We start from the raw sequence: 19622 nt of genomic DNA, 5'->3' as shown, positions 1-19622 counted from the left end.
ACCTAAAATACCAAAAAAAATTTGATTTAAAAAAAATTCAAAAGCGATTTCCCTGTAGATTCCGCTTATCATTTTTTAATTTGAGAATCGGTTAATTTAGACTAGAATCAAGCTCATGAAAAACAAAACCATTCTCGTAACCGGAGGTGCCAGTGGAATTGGTGCTGCAATTGTTCGGAAATTTGCCTGTGAAAAAAGTACTGTTTACTTCATTGATACCAATCAAGAAGCTGCCGATCAGATTACCGAAGAATTAAATCAAACTGAGAATTCCGTACACTTTTTAGCTGGTGATATTTCTGATTTCGCCGCTATCAAAAGTCTGATAAGCCAAATCCCAGGAAAACTTGATGTCCTAATTAATAATGCCGGAATATCCCATATCGGTAATTTGGAACATACTTCTGAGGAAGATTTTGATAAAATTTTTCGAGTAAATGTCAAAGGAATCTTCAACTGCACCCAGGCAGCCATAGGCCGGTTAATTGCTGATGGAGGAGGTTCCATCCTCAACATGTGTTCGGTCGCTGCTACCATAGGAATACCAGACCGCTTTGCCTATAGCATGTCCAAAGGAGCGGTTTTATCTTTAAGCTTGAGTATCGCCCGAGATTACGTAGACAAAAACATCCGTTGTAATTGTATTTCTCCCGGAAGAGTCCACACCCCTTTTGTGGATGGGTTTTTGGCTAAAAACTATCCAGGGAAAGAAAAAGAAATGTTTGAAAAACTAGCTGCAACTCAACCCCTAGGCCGAATGGGCAGTCCTGAGGAAATTGCGGAGCTTGCCTATTTCATTTCCAGTGATTCCGGTGGATTTATTACCGGAGCCAATTACACCATTGATGGTGGATTTATGGGATTAAAAATGTAAATCCCCACAAACCTAAACCTAAAATCATGAAACTAATACGATTTGGTCCAAAAGACCAAGAAAAACCCGGAATCCAAACCTCAACAGGTAACATGCTCGATTGCAGTTCGTTTGGAGAAGATTGGGATGAGCAGTTTTTTACAAAAGGGGGCTTGGAGCGACTTGAAATTTGGCTCCAGGCCAATCAAACCAAGCTTCCTTCTGTTCCGAAAAATAGTAGAATTGGCTCCCCCATTGTCCGCCCTTCCAAAATCATTTGCATTGGACTCAATTACCTCAAACATGCTCAGGAGGCAGGCATGTCAGTTCCCGAAGTCCCGATTATTTTTATGAAAGCTACCTCTTCTCTTTGCGGGCCCTTTGACCCGATTTTTATTCCCAAAGATTCAAAACAAACAGACTGGGAAGTAGAACTCGGTGTGGTGATCGGAAAGCGAGCGAAGTATGTCAAAACCGAACAGGCTATGGATTATGTTGCGGGGTACGTACTGCACAATGATGTCAGTGAACGGGATTTTCAACTCCGCCATGGAGGCCAATGGGTCAAAGGAAAAAGTGCTGACCACTTTGCTCCTTTGGGACCCTTTTTAGTCACACAAGACGAAGTCCCAAACCCGCATGCCCTTCGACTTTGGCTCAAACTCAATGGAAAGCTCCTCCAAGACAGTGATACTTCAGACATGATTTTTGATATCCCTACCCTCATTTCCCATGTTTCGCAATACATGACCCTCCTACCGGGTGATCTCATCAGTACCGGGACACCTGCAGGTGTAGGAATGGGACTAAAACCCGAACCCAGATACCTCAAGCACGGTGACGTAGTCGAGCTAGGAATAGACGGCTTAGGAATGTCCAGACAGGTAGCTTTGAATGATCCGGAGGCATGAAAATCGACGCCCATCAGCACTTTTGGAAGTATGACCCCAAACGTCAGGAATGGATTGATAGTGGGATGGAACAAATCCGAAAAGACTTTCTTCCCCAGGACCTAAAGCCTAAACTGGACGGTTGTCAAATCGATGGCAGCATGGTAGTTCAGGCTGAGGAAAGCCTAGCTGAAACTGATTTCCTACTGGAGCTGGCTGAGGAAAACAATTGGATTGTTGGCGTGGTCGGTTGGGCAGACTTGGCTTCTGCTGAGTTGGATTTGATTTTGGATCGCTATTCCAAGCAGTCAAAATTGAAAGGGTTTCGAGAAGTTCTTCAATCCAAAGATTCCAAATACTTTCACCGACCGGAGTTTATTCAAGGGTTAAAAACCATTTACAAAAAGGGCTATACTTATGATTTGTTGGTTTATGCACATCAACTGGAAGATGCCTTAACCTTAATTAAACAATGTGGAGAACATCGGATAGTGATTGATCATCTGGCCAAGCCCAAAATCAAATCTGGGATCTGGCGGGAATGGAAAAAGCAGTTGAAACCCATTTCTGAACGAGAATATATTTACTGTAAATTATCCGGGTTGGTTACCGAGGCAGATTGGAAAAACTGGACCCTTGAAGACTTCATTCCCTACCTGGAAATTGCTCTTGAACTTTTTGGCCCGGATCGATTAATGTTTGGGAGTGACTGGCCGGTTTGTCTTTTGGCGGGTGAATATGAGCAGGTTTATGAAACGATAGAAGTCTTTACCAACTCCCTTTCCAAGGCTGAAAAAGCTCAACTATTAGGACAAAGCGCCGAAGAATTTTATCAGATTTCTCCACTTAGGACAAGCCATGGACCTTTCACTCAAGAATAAAGTATTCCTCATTTCCGGTGGTGCCAAGGGCATCGGCAGGGCTATTTCTGAAACGCTTCAACTGGAAGGTGCCATTCCGGTCATCATCGATCCTTCCAAGGAAGTAGGCAAATTAGTTTTGGGAAAAGGATGCGGTCTTCATATCCCCCTTCGTCTTGAAACACCTGCAGATTCGGAAAGCGCTGTAAATCATGCTTTTTCTACTTTTGGCCGAATTGATGGATTGGTCAATAATGCCGGAACCAATGACCGAGTAGGTTTGGAACAGGGAAACCCCGAAGCTTTTGCCCGGTCGGTTCAAAAAAACCTGATGCATTATTATGAATTGGCGCATTTTTCCCTTCCATATTTGAAAAAATCCAAAGGAAGCATCGTCAATATTTCATCGAAAACGGCCATAACGGGCCAAGGGGGGACCTCTGGCTACGTAGCTGCGAAAGGCGCTCAACTCGCACTCACTCGGGAATGGGCAGCAGAACTTCTCCCCTACCAAATCCGGGTCAATGCAGTAATCCCTGCTGAAGTATTTACTCCTTTATATGAAAACTGGCTGAATTCTTTCTCACAACCTGAAGAAAAACTAAATGAAATCACCCATAGGATTCCTCTGGGAAAACGAATGACTACTCCGCAGGAAATCGCAAATATGGTTGTTTTTCTCCTCTCAGAAAAAGCATCTCACATCACTGGTCAACAGTTGTTTGTGGATGGTGGCTACACTCATCTTGACCGAGCACTATGAAAACAAAGGTCCCAATAGTACCCAAAAAGCTACTGATACCATTTATGTTGATTACCTCGCTTTTTGCACTTTGGGGGTTCGCCAATGACATTACTAACCCCATGGTCGCAGCCTTCAAGCGGGTTTTGGAACTAAATAATGTTCAAGCCTCCTTCGTTCAGCTAGCCTTTTACGGAGGCTATTTTACCATGGCCCTACCTGCAGCATTTTTTATCAAGAAATATTCTTACAAAACAGGCGTTCTTTTAGGCCTGGGTTTATATGCTTTCGGAGCTTTATTGTTTTACCCTGCAGCTTCTTGGGAAAGCTATGGGTTCTTTCTGGCTTCCCTTTACATTTTGACTTTTGGTCTAGCTTTTTTGGAAACGACAGCCAATCCCTACATCCTGTCCATGGGACCCGAGCAAACAGCCACTCAGCGACTTAATTTAGCCCAAGCTTTCAACCCTATGGGGGCCTTGGCTGGCTTATTTGTAGCCAAACAATTTATTCTCAACGCACTCCAATCCAACACCACCGATGAAAATGGCAGGTTGGCCTATGCTTCCTTAGACGAGTCAGCCAAGGCCTTTATCCGAACCAATGACCTCATGGTCATCCGAAACCCATATGTTCTATTGGGAGTAGTGGTGATCGGGGTAATGGTGGTGATCGCCTGGGTCAATATGCCGGAAAGCAAAGACAAAACGGGCAAAATTGACTTTGGACCAACCATGAAGCGCCTTTTTTCAAATCGAAATTTTGTTGAAGGAACACTAGCTCAGTTAGTTTATGTGGGAGCTCAGATCATGGTCTGGACTTACATTTATCAATATGCCGAAGCAATCCAAATCGATAATGTGTCTGCGGTAAACTATGGCTATGCTGCCTTACTTGTGTTTTTAATCGGGAGATGGGTTTGTACTGCACTCCTTCGAGTTGTTTTTGCAGCAAGATTACTGGGGATTTTTTCAGTTTTGGCCATGCTCTTTACCCTGGGAGCTATTTTCCTTCCTGGAATGCTGGGGCTTTACAGCTTAGTGGCAATAAGTTTTGCAATGTCTTTGATGTTTCCGACCATCTATGGCATGGCGCTCGAGGGGTTGGGTGAAGATTCGAAATTTGCCGCGGCCTTTTTGGTTATGGCCATCGTTGGTGGTGCAATTATGCCGACTTTACAGGGCATGATCCTGGATTGGGGCGGAAGTGGATATACCGATTTGAGGATACTTGGAGTGTCCGAAGTCAAGTTTTCTTTTATTCTTCCGTTTATTTGTTTCTTTTTCGTTTGGCTATTTTCGATCAGATCAAAAACTCAAAACACCCCTTAGGCCATGCAAACATTTGTTTTGATCTGTGATTTAAAAAATGAACCCGAGGCAATTGAGGCCTATGTAACTTGTCATCGAAACGTGTCACCGGAAATTTTGGAAAGTATCCGCGTCAGCGGAATACTCAACATGAGCATTTATCGCTGGCAAAATCGTCTGACAATGTTGATCAATACCACCGACGAATTCAATTTTGAGAAAAAAGCCAAACTAGATCTCGCCAATCCTAAAGTTCAGGAATGGGAAAAGTTTCTGGGTCAGTTTCAAACCCATTTACCCGGTACTCCTCCAACTTGGCGCTGGGCCTTGACTGAGCAGATCTTTGAATATAAAGCAGAAAAGAATCTACCCTGATGGACGTTGTAAAACAAGTCACTGGGAAAAGAGATCATTCCATGAAGAAATAGTTGAATTTATAAGGTATTTATGCGATTCTTTTTTTTAAAATCGTTTCTTGGCAAGATCCTAATCCAGCCCCATCAATTTAAAAACTTGCTGATCATGAAAAAATCTTTATTCATAGCAATCTTGTGTTGTTTCCATAGTCTGAGCTTTGCCCAAAACCATAGGCTAAACCTTTGGCCCGGCACACCTCCACTTCAAAAAGAAATGAATTTACAAGAAGAAGCAGTACAGGAAGGTATTCTTCGCATTTCGAATGTACAAGTACCCCTAATGGAGGTATTTCTTCCCACTGCCCAAGTGGCAACCCAGCAAGCAGTTTTGATATTTCCAGGGGGTGGGTATGGGATTTTGGCCTACGACTGGGAAGGAACGGACTTTGCCAAATGGCTCAACTCACAAGGGATTGCAGGAATAGTCGTCAAATACCGTCTTCCGATTTCCAAATCATTGACAGATCCCAAAGAAGTTCCGCTACTGGATGCACAGCGTGCAATGAGATTGGTTCGTCATCATGCAGCGAATTGGAATATCGACCCAAAGCAAATCGGGGTTATGGGTTTTTCGGCCGGCGGTCATTTAGCCTCTACCTTGAGCACCCAGTTTGATTATGAGCTGGAGCGAGAAAACGACCCCATCGATCAGCTCAGTGCCAGACCGGATTTTTCGATATTGGTCTATCCGGTAACCAGCTTTTCGGAAAGAATCACTCACCAAGGGTCAAAGAAAAACTTGATCGGTGAAAATCCAACACAAGGTTTGGTCACTCGCTTTTCCAATGAATTGAATGTGAATGAAAACACACCGCCTACTTTCCTGGTTCATGCCCAAGATGACCAGGCCGTCCCGATTGAAAACAGCCTATTCTATTACCAAGCACTTCATTCCGCTGGAGTGAAGGCTTCGCTTCATATTTATCCCAAAGGTGGACATGGCTTCGCTTTTGGAAGAAATCGGGGTGCAGTAGAAAACTGGACTGAAGTAGTGTTAGACTGGATCAAAAATTTAGAATAAATGTCAATCCAAGTAATTGCCTTTGATGCCGATGATACGCTCTGGGTCAATGAACCTTTTTTTCGTGAAGCGGAAGAAAAATTCTCTTCACTACTGGAAGATTTCATGCCCTCGCATGCCATTATGAAGGAACTTTACCATACCGAAATTAGCAATTTAAAGCTTTATGGGTATGGAATTAAAGGATTTATGCTTTCGATGATCGAAACAGCCCTTCGGGTTTCAGACAAGAAAATTCCGATTTCCTTAATCGAAAAAATCATAGGAATCGGGCAAGAAATGCTCGAAAAACCAGTAGATCTTTTACCGGGCGTTGAAGAAGTCCTCCAAAAACTGAACGGGGATTATCGGATGGTCTTAGCCACCAAAGGAGACTTGGTCGACCAGGAGCGAAAGCTCAAAAAATCGGGACTCGAACAGTATTTTCATCATATCGAAATCATGAGTGAAAAGCGGGTGGATGATTTTGCAAAGCTAATTCAACATTTGGATGTTGCTCCTGAGAAATTTGTGATGCTTGGCAACAGTTTAAAATCCGATATTCTCCCGGTACTTGAGCTTGGGGGACATGCGATTCATATTCCCTTTCATATTACCTGGGCACACGAGGAAATCCAACATGAAGTCAGTCATGAACGGTTTAATTCTGTGGAAAATATCACCCAAGCTGCCGATTTAATTCGAAAAATGTAAGCTGATAACAACACAACACTCAAATTAACCAACTGCATGGGGGTTTGATCAAGCTCACGTTTTTCACCTTCTTGGGAAGTAGAAAAAATTACAGTTTTAACATCATGCGAAACCCTCTGGCTCCATAGTAGGAATCTGCCCCATTGTGGTAAGTGAATACTCGCCCAAACCTTCGGTCTCCAAAAAGTGCTCCGCCAAGTTTCCGAATTGAGTCGGGTGTTTTTAGCCAAGAAGATGTTTTAAGATCAAACTCACCGAATTGCTGCAAGAATTGGTATTGCTCTTCACTCAATAATCTTCCACCCCATCTTTGGGCTAGTTCCTCTGCAGAATGATCGGGCGGAAATTTCTTGCGGTTCACCCGAGCCTCCAGATCATAACAGACACTCCTCCTCCCCTTTGGGCTTTCCGGACTACAATCATAAAAATCAAAGGTATCATTTACCTTGTCATAGGTAAGAATAGCAGGCTCACCACCCGATTCTTCCATGTAAAGAAGGGTTTGTAACTTTTCGGGTTGGCTCCCTAATTTTCTTTCAACTGCATCCCAGGAAAAATCTGCGTAATGAGTTTTGTTTTCCTCAAAACGAAATCGAAGCAAAGCGATCAGTTCGCTTTCTTGTAGTTTAAAATTACTCATTAGATTAGTTTATGGATAGAAACACCTCAATTTCAGCCAAATCCCAGTTCTTACTTTTCTCCCCATACCGTTCAAAGTCTACCCGATAGGCTCGAGGAATCTTGGACTTCCATACTTCTCTCCAAAACCCTGAGATGCAATCAGGCATCGGTCCCCTTACCCTTATTTTCTGGTAGGTTTGTGCAGGAATAATCAATCGATCAAGCCCCTCAGGCATCGGTGAACCTGGCACTACCTGGCAACCTACAAAGTAAGAAAATGGGTCTGTATGATTTCCTTCATAGTCAAAATAAACGGCAAAAATATCCTCACTTAACTTTCTGGGGATTTTGGAGGCCACTTGTTCCTGTTCAAATTTCTGCCAAAGTTGCCCTCCATCGCGATTGGATTGGCCGTTCCGGTTTTGAGTTTTGAAAGGGAGTTTCAAGCCAATCACCTCAAAGCTGGGAATCGTTTCGATCAACGTTAATTTTTCTTCCAACATTTTATCCTGCCTTTTGGTACGCCAACTGAAGCCATTTCAAGACTTCTTCATCAATTTGATTAAGTTCGGAAAGCTGAATTTTATGAGAACACATTCCCTTGGGTTTCTCAGCTAAAAGGCGATCAGTTGCCTCAATTCCTTTTAAATTTAACCCAATCTCAAATCGGGTTTTTGTCGCTGGGCTAAGCATGGCAAACTGTTTCTTACGCCGAAGGCTTACATAGGATACCTTTGGGGCAATTTCCACATCGGCTCCAAAAGCCTTGATTTTAACTATCAAATAATCATAGATGGCCTTGAGATGCTCCTTACCTTGATATTGTTTTTTAATTAATTCCGCTTGATCATCCACAGACCCCGCGTCACTTCCTTTGGATTTATGAGCAATCAGGTTAGCAAAACCATAAGTCAGGCCATGGGATTGTTTCAGCCAATCGATCATTTCCTTGTGCTTCGAAAAATTCTGATCTTTCACCAGTTTGATCCAATACTCAAGATTTTTCCCGGTATTTTTCTCCAAATTGGCTATCATCGTTTGAGTAGCTGCGTCCATAGAAGTTGTGGTTAAATAAGGTTTCTAAATGTTAAATTTAGTCATTTCAAAGAAAGCAAAGCTAAAATTAGTAGTGGAAATCCCAATTTTTGGCCTCCGGAATCCCTTAAAATGACCGATGTCTTCCGTGCCACAATCCCACTAAGAGTACCGTACAAACCAACAGCATAGCCAGCGTCAGCGTAACTAGAAAAAAGTTAACACTCAGTTCAGCCAGGTCTGATCCTTTTTTCCCTTGTGCAGCCACCGTCAGCTGTCCTCCAGCATTGAAAATAGCCGCAAGAAGAACCCCAAACCAATTGGCAAATGAACCATAGACCGCAAGCCAAAAAGTTAGGGTCATCCACTTTTTAGACAGCTTTACCCTAGGCCAAATTAATCCTAAAATCACCAAAAAGATTCCGTTCATAATCCCCTCCAAATGACTGGAAAGTCCCATGCGTGGATTGGCAAAAAAAGGAATGATCAGACCAACTACAAGTCCAAGTGTCACTAGAAATATGCCCAGAAACACCAGCCGATCGGATTGACGAAATGAGAGCTCGGAAGTTGACATCAGGAAAGGTGAATTTTTGTAAACGAAAATTATTTCCACCAGAATTCAGGGACACCCAAGTTCAGGCTACTCCCATCAACCACACATCAAGTCTAATATAATGAAAATCAATAAATTAAAAAAGAAGCTAGCACTCAATTCCGAAAAAAAATGTCCCTCCTCAATACTTCCATTTAGCTCCATTCCTTTCCACATCCCTTTTCCGATAGGCAGCTATCTTTTTGATTAATTCCCTAGGTAATGCTTGATCATACCGAAACTGAATGGAATCTTTTTTAAGCACAAACCCATCTAACTCCTCTAAAAATGGAAGAATTGCCGGAGAAGTCGGCACAAAACTTAACTAATGGCGATGAGCCGCATAGGCAAACAAAATTGTGGTGGATTGAAAAACCGGCTTTCCCCATTTTAATAACTCTGAAGCATTGGGCGCGATACTTTTCAAAACTGTTCGGAGCTCCAAAATTTTGGATTTGGCAGGCTCCTCCAGTTTAAAAATATACGCGTTAACTAGGGGCGGAATTTTAGAAGGCGTTTCCATTTTGAAGGAAAATAACGATCAGTTAAGGGGCTTACGAACGCTGGGAATTAGTTATCCTTTTTAGTTTGTTTCAATTTTTGATGTCTCAATTTTGCCCGATCGATCGTTGCCTGCCGATATTTTTCATCAGTATGGTATCGACTTTTTGCCCGCTCCAATGTTTTTTCTCGGTAATCCGGATCGGATTGATAGCGCTCACGGTAGACTTGTTGCGCTTTATTGCGAAACGCTTTATCCTCCTGATACCGCTCTTTCATGCGTTTGAGGATCTTTTCTTTATTTTTCTGATAATACGATTGCTCCATCTTCCTTTTACTTAGCCATTCCCATCAACGTTTAACCTAATTTATATAGTTACGCTTTATCTTCCTATTTACAGTTCCAAAATCTGAGGTTCCTTCGGGTCGATTTGGGTTGAGCGTATAGGGAAATTCTCTTAATCCCCTCCCTCCTTGATTACAATTTCCCCTTTGCCTAAAAATGCTTCATACAGAATAAAATCCCCTTTTTCATCCTGGCTTCTTTGAAATTCAATTTTTTCCCCTCCCTGATTGATTTTCGGCTGATCCCATTCGTTGGGAAGATAGGTTTTAAGGGTCAAAGGCACTTGATAGATTGAGGGATCAAGATCAGATTTGAACCGAATCTGAATTTGAGTTTCGTTAAGTTCGGTTACTACTTCAGTTCCCTTTCGCTGGCGAAGGTACTTGGTCACTTCGCGAAAAGGAGCTACCCAAACCCGATCTTCCTGAGATTTAATAAATGAAAAATATTCAACCAACTCCTGTCGTGTTTTGGGTTCCCATCCTAAATTTTCAACCCCATGAAATACCAAAACCAACCAGGTATGGTCGTGATTTCCTAAGGTATCTACCCAACTTTTCATCCGTTCCATTTCGGTCCGAGTCACTGGACCACGTTGCCACTGCACATATTCCTTTTTCGTCTCTCCCGGAGTCATCTCACTACCTCGATTAATTTCCTCAAGCCAAGCCTCAGGCATGCGGTTTCGAAGCGCAGGATAGATTTGATGAGCAATTTCCATCACTCGCTCATCCTCGGTTCCGTAGGGTCCTTCAGCAGTAAAGGTGGATTCTGGTCCGATAAATTTCAATAAATCAGCTTTACTCTGCTCCAGCTCGTATCGCATATTTACTTCATCTAGCACGGCCAACCTCGGATGAGTTACCGTATGAGAGGCGATTTCATGTCCCTGAGCAGCATACGATTTGTACTGTTCCCACGTGGTTGTATCCTCCAAATTATTGTGAAAAACTACCTCATCGGTATCACGCATGGTCCCGTTTCGGATTTTCTCAAAGCCTTCATCTATCAGACTGTAGGCATCCGCTATTCTCCCCTGCTCAAAAAGTGCTCCTGCTTGGGCATGATAGTTTTCAGCTTCGGAAGTACCCGTAAAAGCAATCAGAGATGCCCGTTCAAAAAAATTAGTGGAATCGGTCGGCACAGCAGCTGTTTCCTCGATGATTTCATTAGGATCTCTGCCGATAAATTTCCCTTCCCCAGAACCCGGAACTTTACCGGTAATAATATAAAAAGTGGCCAGTAAATCCAGACTGTCCAAAATCGGTTTGGCTATGGTCAGCTGATTGACAATCCCGTCATCAAAGGTGATGGAAATCGCTCCGGTTTTATTTCCAGACCATTTCATGATTTCGGTTTGACCGATCTGAGGATCTTTTGACTTACAGGAAACTCCCAGCAAGACACCGAGAATAATAATGAGCAAATTTTTCATTTTGGGTGAATGGTTAAGACTCTAATATCCTCAAAATGTAGACGAAAGGAAGAACCGTTGGTAAAAATCTCGCATCTAAAGTTTTTACGTATACCCATCGACCCAAAAACAAGGATAAAATTTGCCCTCAAAATACATGAAGGCGGTTTGCCCGACAGCAAACGACTATTATCGGATACTATCGACTAGTACCCGACTGTTGCCTAGGCTCAGTCTCAACTTTGACCATCGCGTTTTCAAAAGCAGAAAACAAAAATCAATTTCTCACATTAATCTAGTTAGTATGAATGCTTTAAGAAACAGAGTTCAACTCATCGGAAACCTCGGTGATAAAATTGAAATCACCACCTTTGACACGGGCAAAAAAGTCGGTCGGGTTAGCTTGGCCACCCATGAGACCTACAAAAACAAAAATGGCGAAAAGGTGGAAGAAACCACCTGGCACAACCTTGTTCTCTGGAATAAGGATGCCGAAATTCTGGAAAAATACACCACTAAAGGATCTGAAATCGCCATTGAGGGGAAACTTACCCATCGAGACTTCACAGACAAAGATGGCCTCAAGCGCTATATCTCTGAAGTGGTCGTTTCCAATTTTCTGCTGCTTGGCAAAAAAAGAGACTGAACTTAGTACGGCTCATCCCTTCTTTTTTTGGGATGAGTCGTACTCTTTTTCAAATCAATGAAAACCCTCCTTTTACCAAAACTTTTTGATCGGCTTTCAAGTCCCTTTTCGGCAAAACCTGCGTATAGCCCTCTTGAGTCTGACCAACGCTTACTTCGATTTTTTCAAGTTCGTATCCCTTTCCATTTTCTTGAGCTAAAATCAAAATAAAACGTTTATCCCCTTCACTTAGCACAGCCGATTCGGGTAAACTCATCCCCATTTGTGAAGCTAGTTGAAGCCTTCCTTCCACGTACATCCCGGGGACAAACTTTTCTTGGTCCGCTTGATCCAACAAATGCGCATGGACCAAAATCTGCCGGTCCGGATTAACCGCTTGGCCAATCACATACACCTGAGCATCAACTATGGATTCCACTTGTTCAGGAATTCTCACTTTGATGGTTTGGCCTACCTGAATTTTTAATGCATCCTTTTCAAATAACTTAAATTCTACATGAAGGTGATCTTTGTTCAGCAAGGAAAGAGCAGGATCGGAGGCGGGAAGAAAGGCACCTGGCACCACAAAAATCTCCTCTACAAACCCTGAAATTGGCGCAACAATGGGAGCTCGAGATCGGATATTTTCCGGCTTGAGTTCCTCGGCATTGATGTGGATCATTCGCAGCTGCTGCTTAAGACTGGCTTCCTTAGCAAGTGCAGAATGGTAATCTGCTTTAGTTTTGAGCCAATTCTTTTGGGAAGTAATTTGCTCTGAATACAAAGTCTCTTGACGCTCAAATTCTGCCTTTAAAAATTCAATTTGACTTTTTACTTCAAGATACTCCTGTTGCAATCGAACAAACTCGGGATTCTCTAAATAAAAGAGCACCTGTCCTCGACTAACTTTCTCTCCCTCGATCAATTTAAGTCCAGAAACATTCCCTCCAAAAAATGCAGAAACATCCTGCATTCCTTCTACCGGAACTCGTATTGTCCCTTGAATTGAAAGTTCATCCGAAAATGTACGCTTTTGTAAGGTTCCCCATTCCATTTCCATGATTTCAAACTGACCCTTGGTTAAAAAAATCCCGGGATTTTCCAAAGAAGATGCTGAAACCTCAATTGCCTCTGATTCCGAATCTTCACCGCAACCAGACCAGAAGACAAGCCCAAGAATAAAGAAAATATAGGGTATTAAAGGAATAAATCGAGTATTCATTAGAAGGTGAGATAAGTGAGTTCGAGAAGGTTTTGTTGATTTTCTAACTTACTCTTCAAATAGTGAAGAGTGATGTTGCGTGCATTTTCGATCAATTGGACGAATTGGAGAAAATCCAGTTCGCCCTCCTTGAAGGAGCGGTGAGCCTGAATTTGAAGTTGATCTGCTAACTCCTTCCCCTCTTGGCGATAATAATCGAGTACCTGTTGACTTTGGGCAAGCCTTTTATTTAATTCCAGCTTTTTTCGTTCTAGTTTCAGCTCAAAAGCATCAGCTTCAAACGCGACCTGTTCTTGGCGATATTGTCCCGAAGAAATTCTTGCTTTTTGCGCTCCAAAAAACAAAGGAATTCCTACTCCTACCTGAAACCCCGGGTAAACTTGAGCATTTGGTCCCGGATTGGTCCCTCTAAAAACCTCCAAACTAACATCTGGAAGCAGCTTTCTTCGGTCCTGTTTGGTCAATAGTTCAGCTTCCTCTTTTCCTGCCTGATACCATTGTGATAGAGGGTGAATGGCCGCTGTTTCTGGTATAGGCAATTCGATTGCTTCGGACGAAATGACCAATTCACCCTCCCAATTAAGTAATTCTTTTAATCGAAGTAGGACAATGTGGTATTCTTGCTCTGATTCACTTTTTCGCAGTTGAATTTCTCGCTGCTTGCTTTCTGCAGTCAATTTTTCCAGAAGATTACTTTCCCCCAGCTCAAATCTGCGATGAGCTGCCTGTGCAAATGCCCCATACAAACTATCCAAAAACTCCAAATTCTGAAGAGATTCTCCCCAGAAGGCTGCTTCTACAAAGGCAAGACTGACCTCTTTTTCCAGATTTCTGGCAGCGAGTTGAAAATTAGCTTGAGATTTTTCAGCCTGGGCAGCATACACCCCACGGTTGGCCAGGTAGAGTGATGGAAAAGCAAAGCTTTGCCTGATACCCACCACCCGGTTGAATTCACCGTTTTCTGCCAAGTCATTTTTATCATAGCCATAAAACACCTGAGTTTTTTCCAAGTCAAAACCCGATTTTCTGAGTTCCTCAGCTGCTTTGAGCGATTTTTCCACGGATTGAATTTGTAAGTTTCTCGCCTTGGCAATCACTAGAGCATCTGAAAGTGAAATGGGATTTGAGCTTTGCGCCCTCACTGGAAAGGCCCACACTAAAAAAACTAGACCTAGTGCCATTTTTTTTCCTAACCCTTTGGTATTTGGCTTTCTATCATGAAAAAAAACATACAAGACCGGCAAAACCACCAATGTCAATAAGGTTGCTGAAATCAATCCACCTACGACCACGGTGGCCAAAGGACGCTGAACTTCCGCCCCTGCTGAACTGGATATGGCCATGGGCAAAAATCCCAAGGCAGCAGCTGAGGCCGTCAAAAGTACAGGTCTCAAGCGTTCTTTGGCACCGGAAATCACCAAATCCTGAATCGACTTAAATTTATTTTCCATGGATTTAAAATGTTCAATCAATACGATCCCATTGAGTACAGCAATCCCAAAAAGTGCAATAAACCCAACGCCCGCTGAAATACTAAAAGGCATACCCCTTATCCAAAGCAATAGGACTCCACCAATGGCGGAGAGAGGAATCGCAGAGTAAATCATCACTGCATCCCGAGCAGATGAAAAGGCAAAATACAAGAGAACAAAAATCAAAATCAGCGCCACCGGCACAGCCAAAAGTAGTCGGTTTCGCGCTTGACGGAGGTTTTCAAATTGGCCACCGTAATCGACTCGGTATCCTTCAGGAAGGTTGATTTTCTGGGCAATAATGTCCTGAATATCGTCTACTACTGACTGAAGGTCCCGATTTCTCACATTGACACTCACCACAATTCTCCGTTGGGTATCGTCTCGGGAAATTTTAGCTGGACCTTGGGTATAACTGATTTTAGCCAACTCCGAAAAAGGAACAGATCCTCCGCCGGGAAGTTTTACTGAAGTATTTTCTAGACTTTGGAGATCCGCTCTGAAGGGCTTATCAAATCGTACCACCAAGTCAAACTGTCGCTCTCCTTCAAAAATATTTCCGGCGGTTTCTCCGGCAAATCCCATCGTAAGGATCGCATTAAGATCGGCCGTATTCAATCCGTATTTTGCGATTTTGACCCGATCATATTCGATTTTCATTTGAGGAAGCCCATCTACTTTTTCCAAAATAATATCAGCGGCTCCTTCTACCCCCTGAATAGCAGCGCTAACTTCTTCGCCTAAACGACGTAACTCATCCAAATCCTCCCCAAAAATCTTAATCGCCAAATCAGCCCTTACTCCCGTAATCAATTCATTAAATCTCATCTCAATAGGCTGCGTAAATTCATAATTCAAGCCAGGAATGACTGCCAAAGCTTCCTTAAACTTTTCTGCCAAGTCATCTTTGGAACCAACGGTCCATTCCGAAGGTGGATGCAAGGTGACAATCACATCACTCTCCTCCATAGACATGGGGTCAGTGGGTATTTCGGCGGCACCAATACGAGTAACCACCTGCTTTACCTCAGGAAAATCCAATAAAAGTTGCTCCATTTGTGTGATGGTTTCTACCGTGCTGCTTAAGGAAGTTCCCGTTTTTAAGACCGGTTGAATTACAAAATCACCTTCATCCAAGGTAGGAACAAACTCAGATCCCATCTGTGAAAAAATCAAAGCGGCTGCCACCAAAGAAGCGGCAGCAAATCCCAAAACCAGGTTGGCATGTTTTAAAGCCCATCGAATCGTTGGGTCATAAAAACGGTTTAGGGTAGTGATAATCCTTACCGAAATATTCTTGGGACCGGGGACTGTGGATTTGAGAAAAATGGAAGAAACTACCGGTACGTAGGTCATTCCCAATATCATAGTTCCAATTAATGCAAAGCTGAATACCTCAGCCATAGGTCGAAACATCTTTCCTTCCACTCCCGAAAGGGAAAGAATAGGAATAAAGACTATGATGATGATAATCTGACCAAAAACCGCCGAGTGCATCATTTTGGAAGCTCCTTCGAAGGCTATTTTATTTCGTTCCTCTTTGCGCTCGGTTTGGGTAAGCGCAGAGAGTCTTTGCGAAGATTTGGCAAACCGATAGGCTATAAACTCCACGATAATTACCGCCCCATCGATAATAATCCCAAAATCAATAGCTCCCATACTCATAAGATTGGCATCTACTCCAAAAATAAACATGAGCGATAAGGCAAAAAGTAAACTCAAGGGAATGACCGATGCAACGACCAAGCCAGAGCGGAAATTCCCCAAAAGCAAAACCACCACAAAAACCACAATTAAACATCCCAAAATCAAATTCTCAGCAATGGTAAAAGTGGTCCGACCAATCAACTCGGACCGATCCAAAAATCCATTGATAAAAACTCCCTCTGGGAGCGAACTTTCGATTTCGGCAATCCGCTCCCGAACCTCATCTATCGTCCTTTTTGAATCTGCCCCCCGAAGCATCATGATTTGACCTAGGACTTTTTCACCTTCCCCATTGGCAGTAATGGCCCCAAACCGATTGGCCGCACCAAAGCCCACTTTTGCAATATCCCGTATGTAAACAGGAGTTCCTGCACGATTTGTGACTACTATATTTTCAATATCTTGAAGGTTTTCAGCAAGCCCTTCTCCTCGGATAAAATAACTTAACTTGCTCTTTTCTATATAGGAACCCCCTGCTACAGAATTGTTTTTTTGAAGTGCTTCATATACTTCTTGGATACTGATTTCCATGGCGCGAAGTCGCTCTGGATTGATTGCTACTTCATATTGCTTGAGAAACCCTCCCCAAGTATTGACCTCTACTACCCCTGGAATGCCAGAGAGCTGACGACGCACCAACCAATCTTGAATAGTCCGCAAATCGGTAATGGAATATTGGTCTTGGTAGCCAGGCTCCACATCAATGATATATTGGTAGATTTCTCCAAGACCTGTGGATATGGGCCCCATAAATGGCTTTCCAAATCCGGCAGGAATCCGTTCCTCGGCGATTTTGATCCGTTCGGCAATTAACTGCCTGGGCAGATATGTCCCCATGTCATCCTCAAAAACAATGGTCACAACCGAAAGCCCAAATTTTGAAATGGATCTGATTTCTTTGACTCCAGGAAGGTTAGCCATTTCCAATTCAACTGGGTAGGTCAAGTATTTCTCTACATCCTCAGTAGCCAGATTTCGTGAAGTGGTGATGACTTGAACCTGATTATTGGTAATATCAGGTACAGCACCGATCTGGATATTCATCAAGGAATAAATTCCAAATCCTATCCAGATCAAGGTGAAAATTCCTACGATAAGTTTATTGGAAATACTCCAGTGGATAATCCGGTCAAGCATAAGAGGGGATGTTTTGCCCAAAGGTCTTAACCTTGTCTTAAACCCATCTTAGTTCTACCTTAAGATTACCTTAAGATCTCAGGGGAAAAATAACTGAAAAGGTACTTCCTTTGCCCAAAGCGCTTTCGACCGTGATTTTTAAACCTCCTTCTTCTACGAGTTTTTTGACAATGGCCAAACCCAAACCCGACCCAGGGATCATGGACTCGACTGCACTTTTCTGTCTATAGAATGGATCAAAAATTTTACTCAGATTTTCTGGAGAAATCCCCACCCCTTGGTCAATTACCTGAATTACTGCTCCGGCATCTTGATTAGCAATTTTCAAAATCACATCCGTTCCTGTGGAAGAATATTTAATGGCGTTTTCGAGCAAATTTTGGACAATCATCCTCAGAGACTTTTCATTGCATGGTACAAAAATCGGTGCACTGACCTCTGATTCAAAGCGCACTTTTCGATCCTTCTGTTGGGTCAATTCGTCTGCGATTTCCTCACAAAATGTAATCAACTCCACTTCTTCTTTAATTTGGCTAATTCCATTTTCAGTCCGAGCCAAAGCCAAAAGCTGATTGATAATTGCTGTCATCCGATCGATGGACTTGAGTGATTCCTGAATTTTGCCTTCATATTCGGCCGGGGTTCTCATTTTTCGGATGAGCACTTCCAAAGTTCCCCGCAATACTGCCAAGGGAGTGCGCAATTCATGTGAGGCATCAGAAGTAAATTGTTTCTCGCGGAGTAAGGCTTGCTCCAATCGACTCAACAGTCCATTAATGGAGTCGGTGAGCTGCCCAATTTCATCGTTCAATTCAGTTGGAGGGATCCGTTCATTTAAATTCGATTGGGTAATTTGATTTGCTTTTTGAATGATCCGCCTGATGGGTTGAATACTTTGATCGGCATGATACCGCATAGTCAGAAAAAGCGAAATCAAAATTAGAGGGTAAAGCAGCAATAACGTACTGCGCAGATTGGAAAGAGTGTTTCTTGGGTCTTCAAAGGATTTGGCTACCAGCAGGTAGCCCTCCTTGGCACCCTGATTGATCAGGGGAATCTGCATTTGTCGAAGCTCCCTTGAACCAGCCTTTAAAGTCCAAGCTTCTCCGCTCACTGCTCGATCCGGATAAAAACTCAAATGGTTGTTTTGCAGATTTGGTGAGCGGTCCATGCTATTGCCCTCCAAGTCCACAATTTCGATAAATATTGGATTGATTTGGAGTTGCGTGTGTTCTTGCTCCTCCCATTCGTCTTTATGGGCAAATCGAATTTCCCCATCGACCAAAAAAATCTGATTTCTGTGCTTATCGGTTTCTAATTTCAGATCACGATCAATCGCATGAATGACCGTCAAATACACCACTCCGTAAATAATTCCAAAAACCAACAAAATAATCAGAGCGGTCACTGCGGTCAATCGGCGTGCAATACGTTCTTTATAGGAAAGATTCATAGTTCTTTTGCCATATAGCCCACTCCTCTGATCGTCTGAATATAGTCTTCATCCTTTTGAAGGTTCAGCTTTTTTCTCAGCGAATTGATAAAAACGTCAATCACCCCAGTGTTGTATTCAAAATGAATATCCCAAACCGATTCGATGATTCGAGTCCTTCGACAAACCTTATTTTTGTTTCGAATCAAAAACTCCAATAAAGCAAACTCCTTTTGGGTAAGCGGAATTTCTTCCGAATTTTTGAACACTTGAAAACTTTGAGGAATCAGCCGAATAGGTCCTAAAGTAAGGGACTCATTTTCTTTGGAGCGATTTCTAAGTTGGACGCGAATCCGCTCAAGTAATTCTTCGAAATGAAAGGGTTTCTTGATGTAATCGTTGGCACCGGATTGTAAACCAAAAACGGTCTCATCAACGGTATCTTTTGCGGTGAGGAAAATGATTGGGGTGTCTGGAAAACTCACCCGAAATTGTCTAGTCAGCTCAATTCCACTGATTCCAGGCAGCATCCAATCCAAAAGTAAAAGATCGTATTCCCCCGAAAGAGCAAGTTCAAGGCCGGATTTACCATTTTCCTCTACATCAACAGCATAGTTCTCCTCCTCCAATCCCTGCTTCAGAAAATTAGAAATCCCTACTTCATCTTCTACAATTAGAATTCGCATGGAATAAAGTAAACTTTTCTCCGCGACAGCTAAAAAAATTAAAG

At 42.8% G+C, this 19622-nt stretch carries 20 protein-coding genes; 9 read left to right on the top strand and 11 right to left on the bottom strand.

Translation table 11 applies throughout. The features are described 5' to 3' along the window. Window positions 1-115 precede the first annotated feature (115 nt). From Q0L00_RS02795 to Q0L00_RS02760, 8 genes are all read left to right on the top strand, one after another. A complete protein-coding gene (locus tag Q0L00_RS02795; protein ID WP_297335342.1) occupies window positions 116-874 on the top strand; it encodes an SDR family oxidoreductase in 759 nt (252 codons plus the stop codon). A gap of 26 nt (window positions 875-900) precedes the next feature. Then, window positions 901-1764, top strand: a complete 864-nt coding sequence (locus Q0L00_RS02790) for a fumarylacetoacetate hydrolase family protein (RefSeq protein ID WP_297335341.1) — start codon at window positions 901-903, stop codon at window positions 1762-1764. Further along, window positions 1761-2624, top strand: coding sequence for an amidohydrolase family protein (locus Q0L00_RS02785; RefSeq protein WP_297335340.1), 864 nt, complete (start codon window positions 1761-1763; stop codon window positions 2622-2624). The genes Q0L00_RS02790 and Q0L00_RS02785 overlap by 4 nt, the downstream gene beginning before the upstream one ends. Continuing rightward, the gene (locus tag Q0L00_RS02780) at window positions 2602-3366 is read left to right on the top strand and encodes an SDR family oxidoreductase (RefSeq protein WP_297335339.1); all 765 of its coding nucleotides are present in this window, start codon (window positions 2602-2604) and stop codon (window positions 3364-3366) included. The genes Q0L00_RS02785 and Q0L00_RS02780 overlap by 23 nt, the downstream gene beginning before the upstream one ends. Continuing rightward, window positions 3363-4676 (top strand): L-fucose:H+ symporter permease, encoded by a 1314-nt coding sequence (fucP, locus tag Q0L00_RS02775; protein ID WP_297335338.1) that lies wholly within the window; start codon window positions 3363-3365, stop codon window positions 4674-4676. Before Q0L00_RS02780 ends, fucP begins: the two co-directional genes overlap by 4 nt. 3 nt (window positions 4677-4679) lie before the next feature. Next, entirely contained in the window at window positions 4680-5030 is a 351-nt protein-coding gene (locus Q0L00_RS02770) for an L-rhamnose mutarotase (protein ID WP_297335337.1), read from the top strand. Window positions 5031-5177: 147 nt separating this feature from the next. Continuing rightward, entirely contained in the window at window positions 5178-6092 is a 915-nt protein-coding gene (locus tag Q0L00_RS02765; RefSeq protein WP_297335336.1) for an alpha/beta hydrolase, read from the top strand. Beyond that, a complete protein-coding gene (locus tag Q0L00_RS02760) occupies window positions 6093-6785 on the top strand; it encodes an HAD family hydrolase (RefSeq protein ID WP_297335335.1) in 693 nt (230 codons plus the stop codon). It abuts the gene before it with no gap. A gap of 88 nt (window positions 6786-6873) precedes the next feature. Here the strand turns inward: Q0L00_RS02760 and Q0L00_RS02755 are convergent, their stop codons facing one another. The 7 genes from Q0L00_RS02755 to Q0L00_RS02725 form a co-directional block, all read right to left on the bottom strand. After that, complete coding sequence (locus Q0L00_RS02755) at window positions 6874-7425, bottom strand: DUF4256 domain-containing protein (RefSeq protein ID WP_297335334.1); 552 nt, start codon at window positions 7423-7425, stop codon at window positions 6874-6876. A 4-nt stretch (window positions 7426-7429) separates the two neighbouring features. After that, entirely contained in the window at window positions 7430-7909 is a 480-nt protein-coding gene (locus tag Q0L00_RS02750; RefSeq protein WP_297335333.1) for an effector binding domain-containing protein, read from the bottom strand. Window position 7910: 1 nt separating this feature from the next. Further along, window positions 7911-8462, bottom strand: a complete 552-nt coding sequence (locus tag Q0L00_RS02745; RefSeq protein ID WP_297335332.1) for a DUF4287 domain-containing protein — start codon at window positions 8460-8462, stop codon at window positions 7911-7913. Between the two features lie 106 nt (window positions 8463-8568). Further along, window positions 8569-9018 (bottom strand): hydrogenase, encoded by a 450-nt coding sequence (locus tag Q0L00_RS02740; RefSeq protein WP_297335331.1) that lies wholly within the window; start codon window positions 9016-9018, stop codon window positions 8569-8571. A 343-nt stretch (window positions 9019-9361) separates the two neighbouring features. After that, window positions 9362-9559, bottom strand: coding sequence for a hypothetical protein (locus Q0L00_RS02735; protein WP_297335330.1), 198 nt, complete (start codon window positions 9557-9559; stop codon window positions 9362-9364). 47 nt (window positions 9560-9606) lie between these two features. Further along, on the bottom strand, window positions 9607-9864 hold the full coding sequence (locus Q0L00_RS02730; RefSeq protein WP_297335329.1) for a hypothetical protein: 258 nt from the start codon (window positions 9862-9864) through the stop codon (window positions 9607-9609). A 131-nt stretch (window positions 9865-9995) separates the two neighbouring features. After that, complete coding sequence (locus Q0L00_RS02725) at window positions 9996-11318, bottom strand: polysaccharide deacetylase family protein (protein WP_297335328.1); 1323 nt, start codon at window positions 11316-11318, stop codon at window positions 9996-9998. A gap of 283 nt (window positions 11319-11601) precedes the next feature. On the opposite strand from Q0L00_RS02725, the gene ssb reads away from it, so the two are divergent. Next, entirely contained in the window at window positions 11602-11943 is a 342-nt protein-coding gene (gene ssb / locus Q0L00_RS02720; RefSeq protein ID WP_297335327.1) for a single-stranded DNA-binding protein, read from the top strand. Window positions 11944-11992: 49 nt separating this feature from the next. Here the strand turns inward: ssb and Q0L00_RS02715 are convergent, their stop codons facing one another. The 4 genes from Q0L00_RS02715 to Q0L00_RS02700 form a co-directional block, all read right to left on the bottom strand. After that, complete coding sequence (locus Q0L00_RS02715; protein WP_297335326.1) at window positions 11993-13144, bottom strand: efflux RND transporter periplasmic adaptor subunit; 1152 nt, start codon at window positions 13142-13144, stop codon at window positions 11993-11995. Continuing rightward, the gene (locus Q0L00_RS02710) at window positions 13144-17460 is read right to left on the bottom strand and encodes a CusA/CzcA family heavy metal efflux RND transporter (protein WP_297335325.1); all 4317 of its coding nucleotides are present in this window, start codon (window positions 17458-17460) and stop codon (window positions 13144-13146) included. The genes Q0L00_RS02715 and Q0L00_RS02710 overlap by 1 nt, the downstream gene beginning before the upstream one ends. 70 nt (window positions 17461-17530) lie before the next feature. Then, a complete protein-coding gene (locus Q0L00_RS02705; protein ID WP_297335324.1) occupies window positions 17531-18913 on the bottom strand; it encodes an ATP-binding protein in 1383 nt (460 codons plus the stop codon). Beyond that, on the bottom strand, window positions 18910-19578 hold the full coding sequence (locus Q0L00_RS02700; protein WP_297335323.1) for a response regulator transcription factor: 669 nt from the start codon (window positions 19576-19578) through the stop codon (window positions 18910-18912). Before Q0L00_RS02700 ends, Q0L00_RS02705 begins: the two co-directional genes overlap by 4 nt. Window positions 19579-19622: the final 44 nt, after the last annotated feature.

Source organism: Algoriphagus sp. (assembly GCF_024305035.1).
Taxonomy (GTDB): Bacteria; Bacteroidota; Bacteroidia; order Cytophagales; family Cyclobacteriaceae; genus Algoriphagus.
This window is presented reverse-complemented; position numbering and strand designations above follow the sequence as displayed.

Excerpts from the sequence above, each read along its gene's own strand:
- Q0L00_RS02795 (WP_297335342.1), top strand. The coding sequence starts at position 116 with ATGAAAAACAAAACCATTCTCGTAACCGGAGGTGCCAGTGGAATTGGT.
- Q0L00_RS02790 (WP_297335341.1), top strand. The coding sequence starts at position 901 with ATGAAACTAATACGATTTGGTCCAAAAGACCAAGAAAAACCCGGAATC.
- Q0L00_RS02785 (WP_297335340.1), top strand. The coding sequence starts at position 1,761 with ATGAAAATCGACGCCCATCAGCACTTTTGGAAGTATGACCCCAAACGT.
- Q0L00_RS02780 (WP_297335339.1), top strand. The coding sequence starts at position 2,602 with ATGGACCTTTCACTCAAGAATAAAGTATTCCTCATTTCCGGTGGTGCC.
- fucP (WP_297335338.1), top strand. The coding sequence starts at position 3,363 with ATGAAAACAAAGGTCCCAATAGTACCCAAAAAGCTACTGATACCATTT.
- Q0L00_RS02770 (WP_297335337.1), top strand. The coding sequence starts at position 4,680 with ATGCAAACATTTGTTTTGATCTGTGATTTAAAAAATGAACCCGAGGCA.
- Q0L00_RS02765 (WP_297335336.1), top strand. The coding sequence starts at position 5,178 with ATGAAAAAATCTTTATTCATAGCAATCTTGTGTTGTTTCCATAGTCTG.
- Q0L00_RS02760 (WP_297335335.1), top strand. The coding sequence starts at position 6,093 with ATGTCAATCCAAGTAATTGCCTTTGATGCCGATGATACGCTCTGGGTC.
- Q0L00_RS02755 (WP_297335334.1), bottom strand. The coding sequence starts at position 7,425 with ATGAGTAATTTTAAACTACAAGAAAGCGAACTGATCGCTTTGCTTCGA.
- Q0L00_RS02750 (WP_297335333.1), bottom strand. The coding sequence starts at position 7,909 with ATGTTGGAAGAAAAATTAACGTTGATCGAAACGATTCCCAGCTTTGAG.
- Q0L00_RS02745 (WP_297335332.1), bottom strand. The coding sequence starts at position 8,462 with ATGGACGCAGCTACTCAAACGATGATAGCCAATTTGGAGAAAAATACC.
- Q0L00_RS02740 (WP_297335331.1), bottom strand. The coding sequence starts at position 9,018 with ATGTCAACTTCCGAGCTCTCATTTCGTCAATCCGATCGGCTGGTGTTT.
- Q0L00_RS02735 (WP_297335330.1), bottom strand. The coding sequence starts at position 9,559 with ATGGAAACGCCTTCTAAAATTCCGCCCCTAGTTAACGCGTATATTTTT.
- Q0L00_RS02730 (WP_297335329.1), bottom strand. The coding sequence starts at position 9,864 with ATGGAGCAATCGTATTATCAGAAAAATAAAGAAAAGATCCTCAAACGC.
- Q0L00_RS02725 (WP_297335328.1), bottom strand. The coding sequence starts at position 11,318 with ATGAAAAATTTGCTCATTATTATTCTCGGTGTCTTGCTGGGAGTTTCC.
- ssb (WP_297335327.1), top strand. The coding sequence starts at position 11,602 with ATGAATGCTTTAAGAAACAGAGTTCAACTCATCGGAAACCTCGGTGAT.
- Q0L00_RS02715 (WP_297335326.1), bottom strand. The coding sequence starts at position 13,144 with ATGAATACTCGATTTATTCCTTTAATACCCTATATTTTCTTTATTCTT.
- Q0L00_RS02710 (WP_297335325.1), bottom strand. The coding sequence starts at position 17,460 with ATGCTTGACCGGATTATCCACTGGAGTATTTCCAATAAACTTATCGTA.
- Q0L00_RS02705 (WP_297335324.1), bottom strand. The coding sequence starts at position 18,913 with ATGAATCTTTCCTATAAAGAACGTATTGCACGCCGATTGACCGCAGTG.
- Q0L00_RS02700 (WP_297335323.1), bottom strand. The coding sequence starts at position 19,578 with ATGCGAATTCTAATTGTAGAAGATGAAGTAGGGATTTCTAATTTTCTG.